Annotated in this window: 16 protein-coding genes and 1 tRNA gene; 11 read left to right on the top strand and 6 right to left on the bottom strand. The window is 62.9% G+C overall.

Annotated elements, in window-relative coordinates:
- Positions 1-45 precede the first annotated feature (45 nt).
- On the bottom strand, positions 46-885 hold the full coding sequence (locus ABEA46_RS02480; protein ID WP_345542766.1) for an endo alpha-1,4 polygalactosaminidase: 840 nt from the start codon (positions 883-885) through the stop codon (positions 46-48).
- Between the two features lie 52 nt (positions 886-937).
- Between ABEA46_RS02480 and ABEA46_RS02475 the strand changes: the two genes are divergently transcribed.
- A tRNA-Arg gene (locus ABEA46_RS02475) sits at positions 938-1009 on the top strand.
- A 209-nt stretch (positions 1010-1218) separates the two neighbouring features.
- Here the strand turns inward: ABEA46_RS02475 and ABEA46_RS02470 are convergent.
- Positions 1219-2349 (bottom strand): tyrosine-type recombinase/integrase, encoded by a 1131-nt coding sequence (locus tag ABEA46_RS02470; RefSeq protein WP_345542765.1) that lies wholly within the window; start codon positions 2347-2349, stop codon positions 1219-1221.
- Positions 2350-2791: 442 nt separating this feature from the next.
- Between ABEA46_RS02470 and ABEA46_RS02465 the strand changes: the two genes are divergently transcribed.
- From ABEA46_RS02465 to ABEA46_RS02430, 8 genes are all read left to right on the top strand, one after another.
- Positions 2792-3043: a hypothetical protein gene (locus ABEA46_RS02465; protein WP_345542764.1), complete on the top strand. Its 252-nt coding sequence runs from the start codon at positions 2792-2794 to the stop codon at positions 3041-3043.
- Positions 3044-3279: 236 nt separating this feature from the next.
- Complete coding sequence (locus ABEA46_RS02460) at positions 3280-4380, top strand: DNA cytosine methyltransferase (RefSeq protein ID WP_345542763.1); 1101 nt, start codon at positions 3280-3282, stop codon at positions 4378-4380.
- A gap of 71 nt (positions 4381-4451) precedes the next feature.
- Positions 4452-7163, top strand: a complete 2712-nt coding sequence (locus tag ABEA46_RS02455) for a Z1 domain-containing protein (RefSeq protein WP_345542762.1) — start codon at positions 4452-4454, stop codon at positions 7161-7163.
- Positions 7160-8134, top strand: coding sequence for a PD-(D/E)XK motif protein (locus ABEA46_RS02450; protein WP_345542761.1), 975 nt, complete (start codon positions 7160-7162; stop codon positions 8132-8134). Before ABEA46_RS02455 ends, ABEA46_RS02450 begins: the two co-directional genes overlap by 4 nt.
- Positions 8131-10035 carry a hypothetical protein gene (locus tag ABEA46_RS02445; protein ID WP_345542760.1) on the top strand — a complete coding sequence of 635 codons (1905 nt, stop codon included), beginning with the start codon at positions 8131-8133 and terminating at the stop codon, positions 10033-10035. The genes ABEA46_RS02450 and ABEA46_RS02445 overlap by 4 nt, the downstream gene beginning before the upstream one ends.
- Positions 10022-10924, top strand: a complete 903-nt coding sequence (locus ABEA46_RS02440; protein WP_345542759.1) for a hypothetical protein — start codon at positions 10022-10024, stop codon at positions 10922-10924. Before ABEA46_RS02445 ends, ABEA46_RS02440 begins: the two co-directional genes overlap by 14 nt.
- Positions 10921-11649 carry a DUF6339 family protein gene (locus tag ABEA46_RS02435; RefSeq protein ID WP_345542758.1) on the top strand — a complete coding sequence of 243 codons (729 nt, stop codon included), beginning with the start codon at positions 10921-10923 and terminating at the stop codon, positions 11647-11649. The genes ABEA46_RS02440 and ABEA46_RS02435 overlap by 4 nt, the downstream gene beginning before the upstream one ends.
- A 36-nt stretch (positions 11650-11685) precedes the next feature.
- A complete protein-coding gene (locus tag ABEA46_RS02430) occupies positions 11686-12135 on the top strand; it encodes a very short patch repair endonuclease (protein ID WP_345542757.1) in 450 nt (149 codons plus the stop codon).
- A gap of 81 nt (positions 12136-12216) precedes the next feature.
- Here ABEA46_RS02430 and ABEA46_RS02425 read toward each other — a convergent pair whose 3' ends face one another.
- On the bottom strand, positions 12217-15345 hold the full coding sequence (locus tag ABEA46_RS02425; RefSeq protein ID WP_345542756.1) for a DEAD/DEAH box helicase: 3129 nt from the start codon (positions 15343-15345) through the stop codon (positions 12217-12219).
- Positions 15338-16129, bottom strand: a complete 792-nt coding sequence (locus ABEA46_RS02420) for a hypothetical protein (RefSeq protein WP_345542755.1) — start codon at positions 16127-16129, stop codon at positions 15338-15340. The genes ABEA46_RS02425 and ABEA46_RS02420 overlap by 8 nt, the downstream gene beginning before the upstream one ends.
- A 237-nt stretch (positions 16130-16366) precedes the next feature.
- Here ABEA46_RS02420 and ABEA46_RS02415 point away from each other — a divergent pair, with 237 nt between their 5' ends.
- On the top strand, positions 16367-19108 hold the full coding sequence (locus tag ABEA46_RS02415; RefSeq protein ID WP_345542754.1) for an AAA family ATPase: 2742 nt from the start codon (positions 16367-16369) through the stop codon (positions 19106-19108).
- 329 nt (positions 19109-19437) lie between these two features.
- Here ABEA46_RS02415 and ABEA46_RS02410 read toward each other — a convergent pair whose 3' ends face one another.
- Complete coding sequence (locus tag ABEA46_RS02410; protein WP_345542753.1) at positions 19438-19905, bottom strand: hypothetical protein; 468 nt, start codon at positions 19903-19905, stop codon at positions 19438-19440.
- A 122-nt stretch (positions 19906-20027) separates the two neighbouring features.
- A complete protein-coding gene (locus ABEA46_RS02405; protein ID WP_345542752.1) occupies positions 20028-21335 on the bottom strand; it encodes an AAA family ATPase in 1308 nt (435 codons plus the stop codon).
- Between the two features lie 584 nt (positions 21336-21919).
- Between ABEA46_RS02405 and ABEA46_RS02400 the strand changes: the two genes are divergently transcribed.
- Positions 21920-23374: an ApeA N-terminal domain 1-containing protein gene (locus ABEA46_RS02400; RefSeq protein WP_345542751.1), complete on the top strand. Its 1455-nt coding sequence runs from the start codon at positions 21920-21922 to the stop codon at positions 23372-23374.
- Positions 23375-23788 lie beyond the last annotated feature (414 nt).

Here is a 23788-nt window from a genome sequence, read left to right as displayed (position 1 = left end):
CCGGCATCCACTCCCGGTGATCCGGGAGGGATGCCGGGGCCTTCGCTATTCGCTTGCGGCGGCGCCGTCGCACAGCGCGAAGACGTAGGCCTCGTCGTCGGGACCGACGAGATCGCGGTCGCGCAGCACCAGCGACGCGGGCGCCGACGGATCGGCGCAGGCGGCGGCGAAGTCCACGTCGGTGTCGGTGTACTCGACGGCGATCACGTGCGCGCCGTAGGCGTCCGCGTACAGGCCGCACTCGTCGTACACGGTGCACTCCTCGGCCACCGCGAAGTCGAATCCGGCGATCTCGTGAAGCAGGTCGGCGTCCTCGGCGGCGTTCTTCTGCGCTGCGGCCAGCCCGGCGCCATGAGCGGCATCGACGAGCATCGTCGCGAGCGCGAGGTTGTCGTCGAGCGTCAGCGCCCCGTCGCTGCGCTCGTACGTGTCGAGGTTGTCGAATTCGACGGCGTCGAAGCCGGACTCGGCGCAGCCCTGGATCCACGGGGCGGCGATCTGCGCGATCTGTGCGCGCCCCGCCTCGGACGAGGTGTCGAGCAGCGCCTCGTCGGGCCAGTCCGGATCGAACACCGGGTCGCCGTCGGCATCCGTCAGCAGAGCGCCGGTCGGCCAGTCCTCCAGCTCGCCCGGCTGGGTCTGAAAGCCGTTGACGTAGCAGATCGAGTAGGCGCCCGGTGCGGGGTCAGCGGTGCGGTCCCGCGCAACGATCTCCACTCCGACGGGCGGGTCGTACGAGGCCCCGAGCTGATAATCCGGTGCCGCGCCGGCCGGCGGGAGGGTGACGGCTGGTGCAGGCTCCACGGAGCAGGCGGCAAGCCCCACGGCGAGCGCCGCCAGCGCGAACGCCGCACCGGCGAAGTGCGTCTGGCGGCTCCGGATCACGAGGCGAGGGTACACGGCGCCGGTGCCCAGCCCGGGTAGACTCATCCGGCCAGCCTCTGTAGCTCAATGGAAGAGCAGTTCCGTCCTAAGGAAACGGTTGGGGGTTCGAGTCCCTCCAGGGGCACAGTCTCTTTTTGCCTCTGACCAGGTATTTCTTCTGTGGTCAGACCACTCAGAATGCGTTTTTGCCCGCTTTTTGCCCGCATTCTGAAAAATTCGGCACGCCGAAATCGATGTGTGCAACGGCCTGCGCGCGACGTCTGAGAGCGCCGAAATCCAGCGTTTCGGGCGAAATCTGCCTCGTCGAAAAACTGAGCAATCTGCTCTCTGCGGCTACTGCGGTCGGGCGTAGCGGGTCTGCGGACCCGAAGGCAGCGCCACGAGCGGCATCTGGTCGTTCAGTCGCGTCGCGACGGCATCCAGATCGTCGTCGAAGAGGTCGGCGTACGTGTCCAGCGTCATCGCCGCCGACGCGTGGCCGAGCATCCGCTGCACCGCCTTCACGTTCGCGCCCGAGCTGATCGCGAGTGACGCGGCGGTGTGCCGAAGGTCGTGAGGGGTGAGGCGCGGGATCGATGGATCGAACTCTTGCGCGCGGCGGACCGCGTTCGCGAACCATCCCTTGCTGCCCGAGTTGCGCATGTGGTTGACGCCGTCGCCGAACAGCAGTCCCTCGGGTCCCTTGCCGGCGCACGCCTGCTCGATCATCGGCACGAGGCGCTCCGGGTACGGGACCGAGCGCTTCTCGTGCGTCTTCGGCGTGCCGACGTGGATCTCGTACGCGATCATCACCGCGTTCTCTTCGATGACGAAGCGCCGTCGGAGGCGATTTACGCTGCGCACCCGCAGTCCCGTCGCCTCGCCCCAACGCAGGCCCGTGTACGCCAGCGTCAGGACGAGCGTCGGATACGCGGAGCAAGCCGCCAGTGTCGCGACCTGGTCGTGCGTGAGGTAGACGCGCCGCTTGCCGGGCCCGCGTCGAGGAAGACTGCGCACGTGGCGGGCCGGGTTGCTCGCGAGGCGCCGATCGTCGATCGCGACGTCGAGGATGCCGGCGAGGACTCCCAGGGCGCGAATCACGACGGTCCGTGACTTCTGCGTCGCGAGGTCGGCGACCCAGTCCTGGACTTCAGAGCGACGGATCGACGAGATCTCTCTGTCGGCCCAGACCGGCGCGACGTGGTTCTTCCACGCGCGCTCGAGCGTCATATAGTACGAGGGCTTCGACATCGGAGGTTGCTTGGATCGCAGCCAGCTGTCGGCGAACATCCGAACCGGAACGCGTGACATTGACGGGTCGATGTACTCGCCCTTCGACTTCGACACCGTGACCATGGAGAGGTACAGCTTCGCCTCGCGCATGGTCGTGAAGCCGCGCTTCTCCGCCTCGGTGCGATCAGGCTTGCGATAGCGCACGCGGTAGCGCCGACCCTTCGCCGATTCGTACGGCGTGATGCTGCCCATCTCGACCTCCGATCTTCGCCAGGATGATGGTCAGTATCGGGCCAGTGTCGGACACAGGACGGGAGTCGTCAACGCGGTCGATGACGGATGTGGACAGATGTCGGAAGACGTCGTCTACTGGCGTTGAGGTGGAGGGGGCGCCTCCCTCCGACGCCGAGAGTGTAGCGATCAGTCGCGTCTCCGTCCTCGCCGCTCACTCCTTGCAGACTCCGCGCTGGCGCGTCGCTTAGCAGCCGTTCGACGGCGAGCACTGCGCCGCGCCCGATCGCTGGGGTGGCTGTTGTCGGAGCGACGGCGGGATGTGTAGGCGGCTATGGTCGCGACGCACGACTACGGGAGCGGGCTCGGCAAATGCGGCTTGCGGACGAGTTAGCTGGGCGCGGGGCACTAGAGAAACCTGGAACGGATATGGTCGACGGACGACCACATCGGGAGGCCAGCGGTGGCACGAATCATCTCTGTCGAGGACGGACATCAGGATGTCCGTGGTCACGTGTCCGAGGTCGAATGCTACGTGCAGCAGGTGACGACGGCGGATGGCGAGTTGCTCGTCCACATCAGCACCTTCGGTTCTGTCCAGAGGCAATCTGCGCCAAAGAGCAGCCAGTCCATGCAGTTTGACCTCGCCGCTGCGGCGGCACTCGTTGACCGGTTCGTGACGGCCTTCGGTCCCGCTGTCCTCCCAGATCGCTGAGCAGGTATCGGCCATCGGCGTGATTGGGCAGGCCGCCAATCGATGTCCCCCTCCAACGACCTCTCCGCAACCGATCGCTGGGGTACTGTGCCCTGTCCTCGTCGGTCGGGCAGCGATTTTCGGAGTGGTCCACGGCAGGCGCGGCGCGCTGCCGGCTCAGTGTCGTAGGCGCTAAGTAAGCTTGCTCCGAACTCAGAGCTTGGGGCTGAGGGAGTTGCGATGGAGGAGACAGACGAGTGGTGCCGGAATACACACTTGGAGAACTCTTCTCAGGACCTGGCGGCATGGCCTTGGGCGCGCACAAGGCTGCGCGAGCAGCGGGCGTCGGTCTTCGGCACGGGTGGGCGAATGACTATGACGCAAACACGGTGAAGACATATATCGAGAACATCAAAGGCGCGTCCGAAGAGTCCGTGATCTGCGGCGACGTGCGCTCACTCGACATCGAATCTCTGCCGCACATCGATGGGTTCGCGTTCGGGTTTCCATGCAATGACTACAGCCTGGTGGGAGAGAATCGCGGACTGAAAGGGGAATTCGGTCCGCTTTTCGCGTACGGCGTGAAAGTGCTTGAACATCATCAGCCGCAGTGGTTCGTCGCCGAGAATGTCAGCGGTCTTCGCAGCTCGAATGGCGGCGCCGACTTCGCGTATATTCTCAAGTCATTGGGGGAAGCCGGACCCGGTTACCGGCTTACACCTCACCTGTATCGATTCGAGGACTACGGCGTCCCTCAACGCCGCCATCGCATCATCGTCGTCGGAGTTCGAAAGGACTTGCCGATCACGTTCCGCGTGCCGACTCCGACACATCTGGGCAGCGGGAAGTGGAAATCCGCCTCATCCGCGCTGGAGAACATTCCGGCCGACGCGCCGAATCAGGAGCTCACGCGCCAGTCGCCGACCGTCGTCCGGCGTCTCGAATTGATTGATCCCGGCGAGAATGCGTTCAACGCACGTAGGATGACGGACGATCTGCGGCTAAACGTCAAGGGGGCGACGCTCAGTCAGATCTACAAGCGTCTTCACCCCCAAAGACCGTCTTACACGATCACGGGCTCCGGTGGAGGCGGCACCCACGGCTACCACTGGTCCGAACCGCGTGCACTCACCAATCGCGAACGCGCGCGCATACAGACGTTTCCCGACAACTTCAAGTTCATGGGGCCGAAGGAAAGTGTTCGAAAGCAGGTAGGGATGGCTGTGCCGCCGCGCGGTGCATTCCATATCTTCCAAGCTCTGTTCCGTTCCTTCCAAGGCGAGCCCTACGAATTTGTCCAGGCGAATCTCAACGACGATGGATCGCCCGTAGATCACGAACTTCTCCTCGACGCGTAGCCGCCAGGCGAATCGCGTATTGTCACACGTCCCCTATGCTCACCAATTGACTCTTGTTGACAGGATCTCCGATGTCGCAGACGCCGCTCCCCGCCGAATTGTTCCGCAACGGACTGCTCGCGTTTGAGGGAATCCTCGCGGGCCAGTTAGGCCGTTCTGCATCAGCCGCAGAAGCCGAAGCCCGCCAGGTCATGGAAGGCTTGATGCCCGGGTTCGGGCTCGCGCTCGATCTGTACCTCGCGGATCAACGAGACATCATCGAGACGATTAAGCTCGGAAATCTCGTCAAGAACGATGGCGGTTACACGTCGTGGTACAGCGGGCCTCGGATCGCTACAGGCGAATGGCCCGAATACAAGAAGATCTTGAGCACAAAGTTGCCGGAGCCGGCCGTGCAGGGAATCGACGAGTCGACTACGCGAATTCTTTCGCGATGCGCGAATCCTAAGGAACCAGGTGATCGTCGCAAAGGCCTGGTGATCGGATACGTACAGTCGGGTAAGACCGCCAACTATGCGGGTCTGGTCGCTAAGGCGGTGGATGCCGGCTATCGCATCATCATCATCCTCGCGGGCATGTACACGAATCTCCGGGCGCAGACGCAGCTTCGACTCGAGACCGACCTTAACGTCAATGACGCCAAGGACAAGAACGGAGTCGCATGGTCGTTGCTGACAGGCCGAGACACCGATATCGCCCCCAGCAACAACGTCGGCTTCATGTCCAGTTCAACCAATGTCGCGATCATGATCGTGAAGAAACACGAGAAGCGTCTCGCAAACGTCGCACGGTTCCTTCGAGACATTAACGACGACACGTTGCGCAACCGCGCTGTCCTGATCATCGACGACGAGTCGGATCAGGCGACGCCCAATACGCTGAGCGACCGGGAGCTGGTCTCCACGATCAACAAGCGCATTCGCGGTATCTGGAACGAAGTGCCCACTGGAACATACGTCGCGTACACCGCGACTCCATTCGCAAACATGTTCATCGACCCGAACGATCCGGAAGACCTCTACCCCGAGGACTTTGCGATGGTACTGCCGCGACCCGAGGGTTACATGGGTGCCGACAGCTTCTTCGACGTCGATCAGGACGCTGACCGTGATGAAGACGAACCCATCTATGCGCTGTCGCACGTGATCGATCTCGCTGAAGCTCAGTCCTTGGTGCCGGGGAGGGAAATCGACGACTTCGAGCCGGAAGTCACTCCGTCGCTGGACGACGCCATCCGCTGGTTCATAATTGCGACCGCCATCCGCCAGATTCGGACAGGCACGACCAACCACTCGTCGATGCTTCTCCACACGTCGCACCGAGTGGCGGCACACCAGCGACTCAAGGACGCTGTGGCGTCCTTCACCGAGGATCTCGCGCTGCGTCGTGATGCGGAGGAGGAGTCGTTCAGATCGGTCTTTGTGCGCGAGACCGAGCGGACGACACACCTGCGGGGTGAGGAGCTCATTCCGGAGTGGCCCGCAGTCTGGAATCAGGTGCGTGAGATCATTGGTCGACTGACCGTGAAGATCGACAACGGTCAATCGGACGATCGCCTCGTCTACCCCGACGATTCTCCCCAGTTCGTCATTGCGATCGGTGGCGGCACCCTCTCAAGGGGTTTGACCCTAGAAGGTTTGGTCGTCTCGTATTTCCTGCGAACCTCTAATACCTACGACACCCTTCTCCAAATGGGCCGTTGGTTCGGATTCCGACCGCACTACCAGGATCTCGCCCGCGTGTGGGTCGGGCCTGGGCTCCTCGAGGACTATGGACATCTCGCTCGAGTCGAGCGGGAGATCCGCGCGGAGGTAGCGGTACTCGAAGCCGAGGGAAAGACGCCTCGGGAACTTGCTATCCGAGTTCGAACTCACCCCGGCCGCCTGCAGATCACATCGCCCGGGAAGATGACGAATGCAATGATCGTCCACGCTGGGCTTGGCGGGAGTCGGCGGCAGACAATCTACCTCGACCGATCGGCCGAAGGCGCGATTAAATCGCAGACGGCTGCTCGTGGCCTCATCGAGGCGGCGCGGTCGCGAGGCGCGACTCAACTACTGCACGACCCGTCTGGGAAGAGCTCCCGCGACTCGCAGATATTCGCGGGGCTGAGCAACGATGACGTGGTCGATTTCCTCCGCAAGTACTGGGTCGCTTCCGACCCGTGGCTGCAGGCAGACAAGATGGCAACCTGGCTCGCGAATCACGGCTCGAAGGTCACGTGGAACGTGGTGCTGGTGTCTGGACCCCGAAAGAGAGGATCCTTCGCCTACGCTCCAGGTGTTGAAGTTGGGCTGGTCAGTCGTGCTCCTCTCCAGGAGGAGTACTGGACGCCAGAGCGCCTGGACGGGGAGCTGCCAGAAGGTTCCGACGTCATCAATATCCGCGCGCTGATGTCGGGCACAGACTCGATCCTTGACCTCGAGATCCTCGCGGCCAACGGTGCGCTCGTCGATCCGAACGGGTTGCTTCAATCCACCGATACCAGTCGCATCGAAAGCGTCCGCGCGACGAGAAAGGCGATCGCCCCTGACGTCGGGACGCTACTACTCTATGCCGTCGATAAGGATTCTCAGCCTCTGGCGAAGTCGAAGACCCGCCGAGAGATGGGGGCGCCGGCGCACCTGATTGGCCTTGGCGTGATCTTCCCGCATGCGGAGACCGAGGAGCAAGGTGAGTTCGTCGCCGCGGATGTTCAGCCTCCCGTCGTCGAGGATGAGCCGTCAGAGAGCTCAAGCTGGCAGGACACCGAAGGTGACTACTCCCACCCGGAGGAACGATGAGCACCGGGTATGCCCGCGTCGAACACGCGCTGAAGATTCTCGGGACCCGTAGTCCGCGGGTCGGCGAAGCGATCGCTGCATCGATCGGTCCTGACCGAGACATGCACGAAGCACGGCTGGCGAAGGACCATCTCGGCATCGTGCACTTGATCGTCACTCTCCCTTCCGGTCGCAGTCGATTCGCGCCTCCTCTCGGCGACGTTCTCCCCGCGACCTGGCTTGACGAGGACCTTGATGACGGCGTCAAGACCTCCTTGGACGTGGCGAGCACCGATCCCAGTCTCACGCCGACTTTCCTCTCCCTGGTGGGCGAGATGCTCTCGCGTGTGGACGAGACTGACGCTCCCTGCATTGACGAGCTCATGAGTGTTCTCAGTTCCTGGCGGGAGGCGCTCTCGCGGGAGAAGCGTACGCTCTCTCGCCAGCGGTTGATCGGGCTCTTCGGCGAGCTGACAGTACTGGCACGGCTCGCCGAGAAGGACCCTTCCCGCGCGAAATCTGCATGGCGGGGACAAGCGGGCTACCGGCACGACTTCTTCCTGAGCAACGCTCTCGAGGTGAAGGCGTACACCGGTACTGATTCGCCGTCTGTTGAGATTCACGGTGCGCATCAACTGGATCCGCCAATCGGCGGATCTCTCCACCTCCTAACGCTACGGCTCGAAGAGAGCCCTGAAGGGGAGACCATCGCTGAGCTGATCAACCGCGTCGACGCTCTTGGCCTGCCGAAAGGCCTGCTATTCGAACGTTCCACTGATGAATCGCCCGTCGCGGCTGACGACACCGTCGCCTTCGTGGTCGCCGAAGAACGACTGTTTCTCGTCAGCCCCGACTTCCCGGGGGTGCGCGCATCCGTCGTCGGCGCGGAAGCGTTGACCGCAGTTTCCAGGCTTCGTTACTCACTGTTGCTCGATGCCTGCCCTGACAGCATCGACTCTGACCTGCTTCCATCCGTCTTGGAAAGACTTTGATTCCTTCTGCTCTAACGCCGATCGAGCCGCTCGATTGGTATCCGAAGAAGTTCACGCCGGGAGACATGGATGCGACCGGCGGTGAACGTCTGCTCGGCCGCACGGAGTTGTCACCCCTCGAGGTGCTGATTCGCGAGACCGCCCAGAATAGCTGGGATGCGAGGCTCGACGACATGCGCCCCGTCTACGGGGTCAGCCTTCGGCGGGCGGACTTCCGTTTTCGGGGGGATCTCGCCCGTCTGCTTCCTGAGAAGCGTCGAGCGACACCAGTTGGGCAGCTCGCTTATGACTGTCCCTACGTGCTCGAGGTCTTCGACCGCGGGACATGTGGACTGGACGGACCTGTCACGTTGATGCCAGTCCAGGGCGATCTGCCCCGCAACTTTCAAGATCTGATTCTCAAGGTGGGGGTACCTCGAGACGACGGCAAAGGTGGGGGCACATATGGTTTCGGCAAGACTGCCTCGTACGCGTTCAGTAGCCGCGGAACCGTTGTCTACTGGACACGATGCAGGAATGAAGAGGGGCGGCTCGAACACCGCCTCATCGCTTCCGCATTTCGCGGGTCTTATCAGGAGTCCGGGGTTCAGTACACCGGTCGTCATTGGTGGGGGCGTCGCGACGGTGAGAACATTTACCCGCTTATCGGCCCAGAAGCGGAGGCGCTCGGCGGTCGACTGTTCAAGCGGGGCTTTGGAGCAGGGGAGACTGGCACATCGATGTTGATCATCGAGCCGACCCTCACGCCCGAGAGCCTCGGTTCCACGCCCGCGGATGAACTGCCGCTGACTGACGACGGCGAAGACATCCTAGGTGAGTTCGCTGCCCGTGCGCGGAGCGCGATACGCCGACATCTCTGGCCCAAACTCATCCCCACGCCGGGTGCGGTCGAATCGCCCATGGACATCTCACTCGAAGCTGGCGACACCACGGTGCCACTTGTGGACGAGAAGCCAGGCGCGATCGAACTCTGGGGTGCCGGACTCAACGCGATCAGATCGGTGCGACAGCGAGGCACAACATCAATTGCGACCCCGCAAGGGTTGCCTATCAATGTATTGGCGGTGACGCGGCTCCAGCAGACAATCGGCCACGTCGCTATAGTGCGGCGGATTCTCGCTTTGGAGAATCCACCGAATCATGACGACTTGGATCCTCTTGAGAATCCCGCAGTCATGCGAATTTCGCTTATGCGGGGCCAGCCCGAGCTGGTCGTCGCCACCGTCGACTGGGTTGCCCAGTCGCCGCTCGAAGGCATGGACTGGCTGGCCGTTTACAAGTCGAGCGACGATTGGGACGCCATCTACGCACGCACGGAACCGCCGGCGCACGACGCATGGGTCAGCAGCTCGGGGGGAGAGCCCGGACTCGTGGTGAAAGCGACCAAGCAGCGCGTCACCAAAGCGATTCGAGACGAAATGTATCCCGAGCCGGTCGTCGTTGAAGCCGAACATCGTCCGGTTCGTACCGGGGCGTTGTCTCGTCGTTTTGGCTACCTCGTACCATCGCCCGCTGTCTCAGCGCCATCAACGCCAGCAACTTCTGAGGGCGCCTCGGGCAGGCGCCGTGGCAAGCCGACGAGCCGAAGTCGCCTTCAGATTTCAGCTCCGCGACTCGTCCGAACCTACGAGGATGGTCGCCAGCGTCAAAGTGTCAGCTTCAGCGTCGCGGGCGGGTCGGCATCCATCGTGACGCTGAGCGTGAGTCTGATCGGGGACGAAGGCGCCCACGAGACCCTCGACGCGGACGAGCTCAACCTCGAGTGGCGCGACGCAGTTGCAGTCGGTGCAGGGAAAGCCCTAGTACAGGGCAGCCAGTCTGCATCAGTGGAATTCACTGGGGCAGCTCGTCGAGCACTCCGCATTGAGATGAGTGCGGAGGAACACCGTGGCGATAATTGAGTCCCGGCCCTATCTCACACCCGCAGCAAGCGCGGTCGAGGCGACGATCTCGCTTGTTCCGGACGACCTGGACCTCGATCGAATCGGCGAAGATTGGGCGCCGGGCGATGACCTCACTTTCCGGTGCGTCGCTTCCCTTGACGACTTGTTCTGGACGGAGACCTCGATTGACCAGGGCGAAGAGATCTCACTGGTCGTAGTTGTGGCATGCGCTTCCGCCCGCGCGCGGTGGCGGGCGGAATCCCCCTTCAAGCTGGTGGGCGGCACCTGGTGTGCGGACCTGGACCTCGTCGTTGACGGGGGCGAGATTGCAGTCGATCTCACGGCGGACGTGTGGGTAGTCGGCCCGGGGCGAACTGGCAGCTCCAACGCCGCTCACGCAATCCACCAGGGGGCGAAGCTCTGGCAGCTTGGTTCGCCGATGTGGATCCCGCTCGAGCGAGCGAGCACGGACTTCCCCACATCCGCCTTGTCCTTCTCTGGGACCGGGCGCCGCGCGGTCCCATGGTCGGTGGAGACTGCAACTGATGCGGAGCCGCATTGGAGCATCAGCGGGTCGGTGCGCCTGTACGTGAATACTGATCTCGCGGTCTGCCACTCCATTGTCGAGGGCACCGCGAGTGAGGATGTCTACTCGGCGATCACGTGCGACATCCACCTCGCGGTCCTGCATCAGATCGGCTCATGGCGTGACTCGGTCAATGGCGCGGCCCTCCAGGCCACCGCTGATGACGATCACGGATCTCTCGCCGCGATGGGCGCACACATTGCACTCACCCTCGGTCTCTCGCTGGACGAGGCGTGTCGTCTGGCAGTCGAAGACCCTCTTGGCCTCGCAGTGCGATCACGCGAGTCAGTCGAATACTACGGAAAGGCTGGAGCTGCATGAGCGTCGTTTATCCGCGACTCAGCCGCTCCGATATCGCGAGCGAGATTAGTCGACTCGAGCGCACTCTGGGCTCCGGCGGCGTCGCACAGGCCTTCCCTGATGGCGGACACCATCCTGGCGCGATATTCCCATCCGTAGGTGTGCCTGTACCGGTCGCGCGTCTTCGTGAACTGCATGCAATGACCTTTGACGCTGTGCATGCGCTCGATGTGCGCCGCCGCGCAGATCGTGACAGGCTCTTCGACGTCACCGTCGGAAATGTGCTCGCTTCATGGTTCGAGGAGGATGGACGAAGTCAAGCAGCGCATCCCGACATCTGGCCGTACATCACCCTTGTCGTCCTTCCCGACCTCGCTGTTCAGCGATTCGGACCCGATGCGGTGGGTAAGCTCCCTCACGATCGGTTCGCCGCTGGGCGTCGCAATGTCTTTCAAAGGCTCTACCTCCGATCGTGGATCTTGGGTGATCTGCTGAGCGATCCCGAGTTGCCGCTGTTCGAGGACGAGCTCGTTGGCCTCGTCGACCGAAACCTCTCATCCGATCACCGATTGGCGCGAATGGTCAGTGAGCAGATCAGGAACCTTGATCGAACCGAGAATCGGAGGGAGCCGGTCCGCAACGCGTTCAAGACATTGCAGTTCGAGTTGCGTGTCACCGACGTATCATCCTTGAACGATGACGCCCTTCGATCGCTCCTCAGCGGCATGTTTCAACCTTCGACCTGACCCACGTCTTGGTCGGTGCACCCAGATGTCGACGCAATGACCGGATCCTGGGCGTCCAGCGAGGGTGCGCGACGCACGATGGTCGCCAACCGTAGACGCGATACGCAACCTGAGTTGCGAATCCGTCGGCTCCTCCATGCGGCCGGCCTTCGGTATCGCGTGGATTTTGCGCCCTTGCATGGGCTGCGGTCTCGTGCGGACATCGTCTTCACGAAGCAGCGCATTGCCGTCTTCATCGACGGCTGCTTTTGGCACGGTTGCCCGACCCATGCAACCGCTCCCAAGGCGAACGCCGACTACTGGGGGCCGAAGCTCGCGCGAAATCGGGCGCGAGACACGGAGGTATCGAGGAGGCTGGTGGAGAGTGGCTGGGAGGTCCTCCGCTTCTGGGAACACGAGCCGCCAGAGGAGGTTGCCAAAGTCATTGAGGAGAAGTGGCTTGAGTCGATGAATCCGCCGACCACGCCGATTCAGACAGCTCGTTGACGGACCAGGTGCGACGAAGATTCGAGGCCAGATGGTGTTAGCTCCCTCTTTGCCGTCGAAGTGACATGTCCTCGGCAGTTCTTAGCTGATGTGCGCCTGCTTCCGGGTGATCCGGCTGCTGGATTCGAGCATTCGAACCTTCTCGGCGCTATCAACCCCCAATTCGACGCATCGTGAGATATCGAAGAGAGGGTGATCATCGGGCAACGGGTTGCGTTCGCCGAGCATTGCGCGCTGACCTTGGATGAGGACCGGAAGCCCGAAGAGGTATGCGAGATCGGGCACAACGCGAAGTACGAATTTGCGTGCAAACTCGAGTCGTCGATCCACGCTCGCGAGGCCGCGCGCGATACCAATGTCTTGGATCTCCAAGAGTGCCGCGCCTTCCATCCAGAGCGGGAGGATCGCCCGGATATGATCGATGAGCGTTGTACTCGCTGCCGACCATTCTCCGAGCTCCTCAGGAGCGCCAGTAAGTGCCGCCCTGCTACCGACACGTAGAACCTCCTCGACCATGGCGGGTCGATCGTGGAGGACGTCAAGCACCCACTCAACCCACTCTTTGATCACGCGGGACTGCTCGAGTGCCGGATCAAGCCTCTCAGCCACGTACATAACGTCGGCAACAGGTAGACCTGAGATCAGCGAACATCGCCGTGCCCAGGGAGCGATGGACTCGCCTGCAATCGTTGCGGTTAGTTGTGCGACTCGCGTCCCAATCCACTCATCGGATCCTCGCTCACGTGCTGAGTATGCGGCGAAGCTTCGACGGAGCATCTCTGGGCCAACCACCGCGTCTGCAACACTTCCCACGCGGCGGGAGAGATATTCAAGCAGGGGCGCCTCCGTCTCCGAATCGAGTCCATCGAGGAGCACGCGAATGGGATCATCTACTGTGACGCATTGGTCGCTCTTGGAGAAGGCGGCCTGCAGGGGCGACCATCCGGAACCCATCTGAGCGGCTCCGTCATACTCCACGACCTCGCCCGGGATGGCTAGGACGAGAGCATTTGCATGGGAGCCAGCTCGCCCGGCGCGACCGGCGGCGTTGAGCAACTCATGCGCCTCAAGTCGGATTCTCTCATTAGAGCTCGAGTCAAATCGCCGGTCTCCAGCGATGATTACGAACTCACTCGGAAAATTCATTCCCTGACTGACTGTCGAGGTAGCGACAAGCACCGGTACGCCGTCGGGACGTCGGTACAGAAGCTCGTGCAAACGGCGTTCGTCGGGAAGGAGTAGACCATGGTGCGGAATCGCCGCACCGACCACTGCATTGCCGTCGAAGTCGAGGTACAAGGCGGATCGGTCACCGAGAAGCTCCGCGCTACGGTCGACAAGCCGCAACTCGGCCTCAACAAGTGGAGTCTTGTGCTCGGACGACGACGACACGTCGCGAGCTATGGACGACGTCCAACCAATCTGCTGCGTAAAGACCAGAGTCTTGAGACCAGACTCAGCGGCAGCGTGTGCGAGCCGTGCGGCGACTTGATTGGCGTTCGGCGTAAGCCACCATGCGCCTTGCCGATCGCGGTGACCCCCTACTCCCAGTTGAACTGGTGTCTCCAGAAGCGGCGTCAAGCGGTAGTCGCGCGTGTTCGTGGACTCCCAGGTGGACTGGAGGCTGAAGAATCCGTGAGGCACCGCGACCATTGCCTTCCTGACCGTGGCAGGCGCACCCTGGGTGGTGGTAGTGCGATAGGCGACATCAAGTGATTCACGTAGTCGTTCGATTTCGTCAAGCCGATAGACCAGGGCCCCGCGCGCCTGCCTGGTGGGCTTCCACGGATTGTCCAACGCAAGCGCCCTGCGCCCGGTGATGTCGCTCAGCCACCCAGCGAGTTCAGAGGTATTCGCGAACATGGCCGATACCAGCATTAGGTCCGAGGCGGGAAAACGCGATGCGAGCGTCAGAAAGCACAGCGAGGCATCTAGGGCGCGACGCGTAGGCGTTTCGCCTTCGCTATGCATGAGGTGCGCTTCATCGAAAAGTATGAGTCCGACGTCTCCGAATCGAGCCGGATCTAGGCCAAGGGCGGACAGGCAACTTTCCGGCGTCATTATGAAGATCTCGGAGACGTCATCTTCAGTCGGTACGAGTTCCTCGTCTGCGTCTCGTTGCGCGGTTACCCGCGCATCGGGCGCAGCCAGTCTGAATGATCTTGCAAGTTGATCGATCAATGACAGTGTGGGTGCGAGACAGACAACGTTCTTGTTTCGGAGGACGGTAGCAGCGACTTTCAGCTCAGACACGGTGGACTTCCCGGCGCCGGTCGGGAAGGACAGCACGGCGGAAACGCCGGGGTCGAGAAGTCCAGAGTCGAGTGCGGCGCGATGGTTTCGCCAGAGCAGCGGTCTCTGCCTGATCGTCCCGGAGAGGGTTCTCCACCACCGAGACTCGTCGATGCCTGTCGGTGTAGGGATTGAGGCCGTAGAGGATTCGATGAGGACCGACTCGGCCATATCAAGGAGCTTCGCGAGATGCCACGGGCCAGCGATCAGGTTAATCGAGGTTCGCAAGCCCTCGGGTGATCTGAATGTGAACTCCGAACCCATCGCCGACGCGATCTGTGCGAATCGGCCGGCCTCCCAGCCTGAACCCTCGCGCGGGTTGGCGAGGTATGCCAAGAGATCTGTGAGCACACGTTCACAGCGCCAATACCCGACGGCAGCGCCAACCCCCGTCGGCCCCGCCGCATTGTCAAGGGCAACCTCGGGCGCTTTCGACGTAACGCGGACTTCACCACGTCCGAGCTGCCGCAGACGTTGAATGAGTGGTGCGAAGGTTTCGCCGTCTGTCGGCTGGAGATCATTGGCGACCTCGGCGGCGTCTGCCGATGCATCGGCAACGAGAAAGAGCAGCACCGAGGCTATTCGTGGAGCGATCGAGCCCGGCTCAAGCCGTGGGCTATCGGAATCGGCGTCGGGGAATGCCTCAGCCAGCGCTCGATATGCACTCGCGGCGACGTATGCGGCGGAGGATCGAAGTTCGCCCGGTTCGAGATTGAGGGCGATCGCTTCCTGTGACGCACCGATAGAACGGAGTTCGCCGAAGACATCGTCCCTCGCCACGAGATCGTCTCCGAGCAGCGACTTGGCGACTGCGACTTTGACGTAGGCGTCGGTAATGAGCGAGGGCAATCGTTCGCTGTCGACTCCGCTTAGCTTTGGCGCCGAGGCGATGATCAGAGCGGTCACTGGATCAAACACGCTGTTCCTCAAGAAGTTCGATGGCGCGGGTACAGAGCAAATTCATCCACTCTCGCAGGTCAGTAACTTCCAATACGTTCCCATGGCGTCGCGAGCGGGCACCTGGGACGACCTCTTCAAACCCGTCGAAGAGGCCGTTGAATGCCTCTGCACGTGCGTGGTGGCTCCCAACGGTTACCGATACTCGGTAGGCCCGTCGGGACGCATCTCTCATGAGTCGATCGACGGCGGCGGGAACGTCGGCGCCGGACACACGCTCGAGGAGGTACCCGACCTCAGCCGCCAATGCAGGATTCCGTTCGCCTGCTTCCACCGCCTCGAATGACGGCCAAACGTCGTCACGCACCATGTCGCGAGGCGCACTCGTTGCTTTGTCCTCAAAAATGATCAACCGGCTCGGATATCCAGACTTCCGGTCCACCACCAGCTGGAGTCCATCGAAGCCTTTGGAGGCTTGCTCCATCTGGGGCATCCGTGCTGGGCCTTGGTTTTCCTCGACAGCAGCGATCCACGAGATCAATTGAAATACCCAACCGTCGCGATGCCACGGATCCTTGCCAGGCGGGACTGTAAGCAGTTGGATTGCGCCGTCTACGGCGTAGTTGGCCCCAGTCGCATCCCATCCCTCGGTCGAGTGAAGCAACGCCTCGACGTGGCGCCACTGCCCGAGCGCAAGATCGGCGATCGCCCGCGCAAGTGCCTCCAAGTCACGCGGTTCCCAGGCGCGACCCCTGTATAGCTGATGTCGTGGCTTCAGCTTGCGGTGGCGTAGCAGTCTCCCCATGTCTCCATTCTTAGGAGCATTCCCGCGAGTCGTCGCTCGAGCGGCAACCGACACGCAGGACGATCTGACCGAAGTGGACGGATCAGGCGCCCGACGACTCTCACTGCCAGCCAACAGATTGAGCAATGCACGCAGGCACCGTCGGTGAGCGACACCCTTTGGAAGCACTCCCCTACACTTACCTGCACGCCACAAAAATCCCTGGATAACTGGCAAAACGGGATCTAACCTGGCGGCATGCGCGGCGGCCTCGAGCGATGGAAGCGAGGTGCCGAATCCCGAGGGGTTCGACAGGCGATCGGCTACGCACTTGAGGGCACGTGCGACGCTCACCTGCAACATTCCCCCGGTGTTGACGCGCTCGAAGCGTACGGTGCCGCACCAGATTCGACCGTCTCGCGGTTCATTGTCGAGAACGGCATCATCACTTCCGACGAACTCACCGCCGGCGGCCTTCGTGTCTGGCTCACCGGCCACGACCCGGTCACTGGGGAAGAGCGTGGCCATCAGCGGCTGAGCCCTGACGCCGACCTGCTGCTCGACGGAACGATCAACCACCCGAAGTCGTACAGCATCGCCGCACTGCTGCATCCCGAACTCGCGACCGAGTTCGAAGCGCTCCAGGATCGGCTGCGTGACCGCATCCTGCTCACGTGGCAGACGGAACTCAACGCGCGGCGCGGGCACGGCGGGCTCGTCCGCGAGGAGCTCACCCGCATCGAGGTCATCGAGCTGCAGCATCGGCGCTCGCGCGCGCTCGACCCGCACATCCACCGTCACCTCTGGCTGAACATCAAGGTGCTCGGTGCGGACGGCAAGTGGTCGAACCTCGACTCGCGCGTTGCGATGAAACTGCACACCGTCGTCAACGCCGAGGGCGAGCTCGCCGCCCGCACCGATCCCGCCTGGATCGCCGCGCTCGCCCGGCACGGGTACACGCTCGACGAAACTGGCGAGATCGCCGAACTCGCCGGCGCCGTCCGGCCCATCTCGCGTCGGTCGGCGCAGATCGAGGCCAACCGCGCGCGCCTGATCGCGGAGTGGTCGGCGGCGCACGGAGGATCTGCGCCGAGCGTGGAGGTGCTGCAGCAGATCGATCGCCGCGCGTGGGCGGTGGCGCGTCCGAACAAGCCGGCCGATCTCGACGAGGCGTCGTGGGAGGCGCGCGTCCGCGACGAGATCACAGCAATCGATCCGAGTCTGACCACCCCTCGCACACCCGTTCCCGTCCATGCGACAGACCGGCATGCCATCGACTTGGATCTGCTCGCTGCACAGGCGGTCGTCGACGCGGACGAACGGTCCACCCCATGCGGCGGGAGGTTCAGCATCTTCGACGTCTGCGCGGGAGCAACACGCGCGCTCTCGCGCACGGGCGTCGTTGCCGAGCGCGACCAGCTCGACGGCGTGATCGCCGACATCACGGAGCGCGCCATGCGCTCCGTCTGCCGCCTCGTTGCGGATGATCCGCCGGCGCACGTCAAGGCGTTCATGGCGACCGAGACCGTACGCGCCAAGGTGCGTCTCGCCGGCCGCTTGGAGGTGCTCGCCCGGCCCGGGCGATCCCTGCTGCCGGGCGAGCTGCACCGGCTCGCACCGAACGCGGACTTGTCGGCGCTGGATGCCTCGCAAGGCGTCGCCGCGTGCGCCATCGCCGGCACGGACGGGCTCGTGACGGTTGCCGGCCCCGCCGGCACGGGCAAGACGACGATGCTGCGCGCTGCGTTCGCGGCGCTCACGTCGCAACGGCGGCGGATGCTCGTCGTCGCCCCGACCCGGAAGGCGGCATCGGTGGCGTCTCGCGAGGTCGGGGCCGCGGCATCCAGCATTCATGCCCTGCTTATGGACCACGGCTACCGATGGGGCACCAACGAGGCCGGCGCGAAGGTGTGGACCAGGCTTCGAGTGGGAGAAGTCGATCCCCGCACGGGCGCCGTATTTGGCGGACCAACCCAGTACGTGTTGCGTTCTCGCGATCGGATCGTGGTCGACGAAGCCGGGATGGTCGACCTGCAGACGGCGAACGTCCTCGTCGAGCTCGCGATCGAGCAGGGTGTCGGGCTGGCGTTCGTTGGTGACACGCATCAGGCGTTGCCGGTCGGACATGCGGGTGCAATGGGTTCTGCGATCCGGCACGCGAACGCTGCGGTCGAGCTCGACACGGTGCACCGGTTCCGCGATCCCGACTACGCGGCGCTCACGCTGCGGCTGCGGGATGCGGGTGATCGCGAGCGCGCGCTGGTGGCTGCGGGCGAGCTTGCCGAACGCGGTCATGTTGATCGGGTGGAACACCACGACGCGGCGCGTGAGCGGATGATCGACGCGTACTTCGACTGGCACGCTCGCGGCAAGCGGGTGACGCTGGTTTCCGGCACGAATGCTGAGGCGGATGCGATCAACGACGCCATCCAGCAGCGGCGAGTCGATCAGGGCGAGCTCGACGTCCGCGTCGCGACGTGGGGAATGGGCGAGCAGCGGATCCTTGTCGGCGACACCGTCCAGACTCGTCGCAACGACCGGTTCACGGGGGTCGAGAATCGCGCGCAGTGGATCGTGCGCGGCATCCACGAATCGGTCGTCTATCTCGTCTCCGTGGGTGACAGCGGCGAGGTGGCGCGTGTGTCCGCTGAGTACGCGCGGGAGCACCTGCAGCTCGCCTACGCATCGACGGTGCATGGCGTGCAGGGCGACACCGCCGATGCGTCCGTGGTCGGGCCGGATGTGGATGCCGCGGGACTCTACGTAGGCCTCACGCGCGGGCGGCTGAGCAACGTCGCGATCGTCGTGGCGCGGACGGATGCCTCAGCCCGCGAGTGCCTCGCCGACTCGATGCAGCGCGGGACTCCGGAGTTGACGATGCAGGATGCTTTGCGCGCGGCCCAGGCGGAGATGCGGCGTGCGGCGCGGAACCGGGAGGCGGCCGTAGTGACGCGGCCATCGGTCGAGGTTGCGAGTTCCGGCCGCGGGATCGGGATATAGCCCACTTGCCGGGCAGAGGGCTCTCAGTCGTTAGGGCGCACGCGGCTTATGTGTCTACTGCCCCAGGCTTCATCGTTGATCGATCGAAGTGTTGGCATCCCGCTCCTCTGCCCACGCGTCCTGCGTCACCTTCATGTCAGCCGATGCCGCCCTTACTAGCCTCGCGGGCGTCCAGCGAGCCGGCGTCCCGCCGGAGGTTTTTGGTTGCCCTAGGTGGCCACAGTTTGGCTCGCGGAGTCTCCTAACCCGGCGCTTTGACGGAGCGTCAACGGGCGACTGGCCCGATTCGGGAATGCGGCCATTACACAGCTGATCAACCCAGAATCCCGTTAAACGCGGGCGCGAGTCCTCATTTCCAACTCCCTGAGTTCATCGCAGCCGCCAGCTAGAGAGTCCCATCCGCTTGCCAACGAAAGTGCGATGAGCCTGGCACGACCGCCCCCAGGCTGAAGGGCATCTGACTTGGTGACGAGTGGCTCGAAGAAGCGTTCCTTTGGGTGTTGCTCGGCGCGAACGGTGGACCAGCCTTCGCCCAGCTGACCCCGCGAACCCCATAGCGCCCAGACTTCCGTCTCCTCAACTGCCAGGACAATGTCAACCTTCGCCGAGACGTCGGGCGCAAGCCTGGAATGAAGTTCCGTGAACTTGGCCAGACGGTCACCTCGTCCGCCAGTGCCGTCCTGTTTGTCACGGTCGAGCGCAAACACAACCAGGTCCGCGATCTTTGCGTAGCGTTCGGCGATTTCCGCGAATTTGCTCTCGACCTGCGAGATGCCTTGAAGTCGCGGATTTGACACGGGTCTCACTCGTGCGTGGGGTCGACCCACGTGTTTGAGCATCGCCGAGACGAGGGGTACCGCGACGAATTGATCTAGGGTGTGGTCTTCACAAACCACGAAGGCACGGTAACTCAACGTCGTCAGATCTCCGCCGCGAGTTGGAGCCAACCCTCTTCTTGCAGGTCCCCGAGCGATTGAGATCTGAGTGCGTCGCTAAGACCGGGCAGCTCGTTGATTGCAACGGTTCGAGAGGAGACCGCCTCGTCGTCCCAGCCAATTACGATTGCGCGACTAACGGTGTCGTTCTCCGCGAAGTCAAGCACCGCCGGGCTGTGGGTAGACGCAATGACCTGAACTCCATCATCGAGCGCCACCGTCTGCTCAAGCATGCGAATAAGTAACGAGATTCGGGCAGGGTTAATGCCGTTCTCGATCTCCTCGATTAGCAGTGTCCTTCGGCCGACCGCGCCCACCGTCGATAGCGCGAGCGCAGCGAACCTCAATGTTCCATCAGACAATGAGGGAGCCGTGATCTCTTGTTCGTATGGCGCCTCCGTGACGCAAACAATGACTTCGTTGGTCGGCGACGTCGCGGTGGAGAGACTTGTTATCTCTCGCGGCGTCACCTGACTCAGCCAGGCCAGAACTGCGTCACGGCGAGCGATGGCGCCCTCGTCATAGACCGGGTAAATCTCATCCTTCTCGACTTCGTAATCGACTGGATTCTCTGCGTCGCTATTGAGCTTCCATACCGCGGCTGCGAAGTATTCGCCGTGTTCACCCATCTCGAAACGACCGATCGGCGAGTACTTCCGCAGCACCTCGGGTTGAAGTTCTAGCGGAGCGATGGACGAAAGCTCCTCACGGACGATGTCGGCTACTTCTTCGTTCACTCGGGACTCTGCCCTACGGCTCGTAAACTGCGAGAGCACAAACTCAAACGGAGAGAACTCCCTTTTCGGGTTCAGCCCTCTCGCGTTCTTGTGGAACCTCGCGGCGATCGCCGGACCATCGTCGGATTGCTCCAAAGGGCCGGTCTCGGGTCGCGTTGAGTACACGTATGAGCCGGGATGAGAGCTTGAGCTCAATTGCTCGGAGACCACTCGATGACGCGCGGTATCGACCTCGACCAAGTAGACGATTTCGCTGGCGTCTACGTGCACCGTGACTTCAAGTGAGAACGTCGTCGACTCGGAGGAGAAGTGCGTAGCGGCGGCGCCCCCTCCGCGTATTCCGGATACCAGCGGGTTGATCAGACCCGGAGGCGCGTGCCCCTCGATTGCATCACGGACGGAACGACCCTCACCGATAGCTCGCAGAAAGCGAAGGGCGTCGAACAGATTGCTCTTGCCTGCTCCGTTAGAACCGATCAATAGCGTGAACGGGCCGAACTCGATCTCAGCGTCCGCGAAGCTCTTGAAGTTCCGCAGTCGAAGGCGCTTGATCACTCGCTTGCACTCCAGTCGTTGGCGGGCGCTGACGTGCCCATGCTACGGGCTGGTCAGCCTCCGCCATAGGCGGCGCGGTCGATGGCTCGGAGTTGGTCAGTGTTGGCGCGACTGGGACTGTGCGGCGGTGGATTCGCCACGCAGAGTCTCGGCTGGGCCGCACATTGATGGGCAGGCGTTCCGGACGCACCCGCACCTGATTAGAAGCTGACGGACACGACGCACCTCAACGAAGTGCGTACAACGATGTAGTTGACAGCGGACCCTCTCGCTCAGAGCAACGTGACGTGAGTGCCATAGAAGAGAATGCCCCCGCCCCGGAGGGTTATGCGCCGTCGGCACCCGGCTGGCTGCGGGGCACCGTCAAAGCCGGTGTACCGCCTGGGAGCACGACCCCGCGCTCAGCGCTCATGTCATGATGCGGAGGCCAGCGTCCGCAAGTGCTCCAACAATTTCGAGAGCGATCTTCACACCGTTGATGTGCGCGACGGATGCCTACTCGAACCCGCGAGGGTTTTAAGGGCGTGACCGAGGCCGCGGCACGCCGTCCTCCCCCATCCCGCCCGCTCCGAGAAGATGTCTCTATGGATGATCCTCGCCTCGACCAACGCCGCGAATGGAGCGGCGAGTGGTGGCTCCCGGATGCACCCGAGCAAACTTTCGGTGGCGTCCTCACGTACGAGCCCGGAAAGGAACTGAGTCTCGGTCTGATCGGCGGGTGGAGGTATGCCGAACCGGCCGAACCGTTGCCAGGCGTGCGCGTCGGCCGAGGCGATTTGCTCCGCTGGCCGATCATTCACGGCCGAACGGGCGAAACGCCTCTGACCCTCATAGACGCCTGGGTGAGTGAAGCGCGGGGTGGCAACGACGACCGGCCGGATGCACTCAGCATCGGGGCGATGACGCTTCTCGTGGATCTCCACCTCCATGCGGAGGACGAACCGGTATTCGTATCTGGATGGGTTACAACCGAGAATCTCAATGAATGGACCCGACGCAGCGGCTTCCGCGAGGAGCGAGGAAGAGGGCTTGAAGCTGAAACGCTCGAACCTCTGGAGGCGGTGACGGGCGAACTAAGGGTTCGCCTTCACACGCTTTCGTCGAACCAGTCATGGACTCGTAAGAGGGATGGCTTCCATATTGAGCATTGGGAGCAGGCGGCGATGGAGTTCCGATCGGACACGCCTCGTCCGATGGACGACTTCTTCGAGCCGATGCGAAGTGTGAGCGACCTGATGACTCTGTCAACACTCGAGCCCTGCGCCGACATCACTGTGCGTCTGTACACTCCTCCTGTCCCTGACCGATATGCCGAGGGCCATGTCTTCGCGACCGCTCTGCACAAGGTAGACGTCTATCAGTACCGAACCCGAACGCCCGAGCCAGAAGCTGGTGCCACCGTCTGGATCGACTTCATCCTGAGTCGCGAGGATCAGCCGTTCGACGACCTGATCCCACGGTGGTTCGAACTCCGTGACACATTCAAGGCCGCCCTCGACATGGTGCTTGGACTCACATACCTAACGGGCGGGTATCTACAGACCCGAGTGGTGAGCGCGGTCTCGGCGGCTGAAGCCTTCCATCGAGCTCTCAAGGTGCCGCCGCCGCTATCCGACGCAGAGCACTCCAGCCTGCGAGCCGCACTGTTCGCCGCGGTGCCTGACGACCATAGGCAGTGGTTGCACGATCGGACGCGATACAACCAACCCACCCTGAGAGAGCGCCTGGTTGACCTCGCTCGCCGACCTGGTCCGTTCATGAACGATCTCGTCCCGAATCCCGACGCTTGGGCCAAGGCGGCCGCACAATCGCGCGATGGCGTGGCGCATTTTGGCGCGGCTGGTCATTCCCGCTATGACGAGCTTCACGCGATCGTCATGATTACCGCGGCGGTTGTGACCATGAACCTCCTTGGCGAGCTCGGGATCTCTCAGGAGCGAATGCGTCGGGCGCTTCGCGAGAACCGCGACCTTCGCTGGACATGCGAGCTTGCCCGACAGCATTTCGGAGAGACGCCCCTGGCGGAAACGGGGCACTAGCCGCATCGACGTCACGTAGCTGCTTATGACGCGCGCGGCCGCGACGGGTGAAACGCAACCCTGCCAACCGGACTGGTACGTTCGGCGTCGTGACGCTGGAACTGGGGCCGGACGACAAAACCATGCGGCTGCGGTACGCCGGGACGTGCCGGCTCTGCACTCGGCAGATTTCCGCAGGCGAGGAAGCGGTCTACGAGCGCCGCTCGAAGACCGTTCGCTGTGTCGACTGCGCGGTCGAGGTCACGGGTGTGGACCCAGGCGAGGCTGGGGCGTCCGCGCGACGCGAATACGAGCGCCGTCGAGACAACCGGGAACAGCGGATCCGTACCGACGGGACTGCCCCGAGTTTGGTTGACGATCGGGGGTTGGGGTAGTCAGGCCGCGATTGCGGTCGTGTAGATCATCTCAAACTCG

Origin of the sequence: Microbacterium jejuense (genome assembly GCF_039544225.1) — a bacterium.
Lineage (GTDB): Bacteria > Actinomycetota > Actinomycetes > Actinomycetales > Microbacteriaceae > Microbacterium > Microbacterium jejuense.
The sequence above is the reverse complement of the archived record's forward strand: the minus strand, read 5'-3'. Positions and strand labels throughout refer to the sequence as shown.

Coding starts and splice junctions, on each gene's coding strand:
- ABEA46_RS02430 (WP_345542757.1), top strand. CDS start 11,686: ATGACCGGATCCTGGGCGTCCAGCGAGGGTGCGCGACGCACGATGGTC.
- ABEA46_RS02400 (WP_345542751.1), top strand. CDS start 21,920: ATGGATGATCCTCGCCTCGACCAACGCCGCGAATGGAGCGGCGAGTGG.
- ABEA46_RS02470 (WP_345542765.1), bottom strand. CDS start 2,349: ATGGGCAGCATCACGCCGTACGAATCGGCGAAGGGTCGGCGCTACCGC.
- ABEA46_RS02415 (WP_345542754.1), top strand. CDS start 16,367: ATGCGCGGCGGCCTCGAGCGATGGAAGCGAGGTGCCGAATCCCGAGGG.
- ABEA46_RS02420 (WP_345542755.1), bottom strand. CDS start 16,129: ATGGGGAGACTGCTACGCCACCGCAAGCTGAAGCCACGACATCAGCTA.
- ABEA46_RS02455 (WP_345542762.1), top strand. CDS start 4,452: ATGTCGCAGACGCCGCTCCCCGCCGAATTGTTCCGCAACGGACTGCTC.
- ABEA46_RS02450 (WP_345542761.1), top strand. CDS start 7,160: ATGAGCACCGGGTATGCCCGCGTCGAACACGCGCTGAAGATTCTCGGG.
- ABEA46_RS02435 (WP_345542758.1), top strand. CDS start 10,921: ATGAGCGTCGTTTATCCGCGACTCAGCCGCTCCGATATCGCGAGCGAG.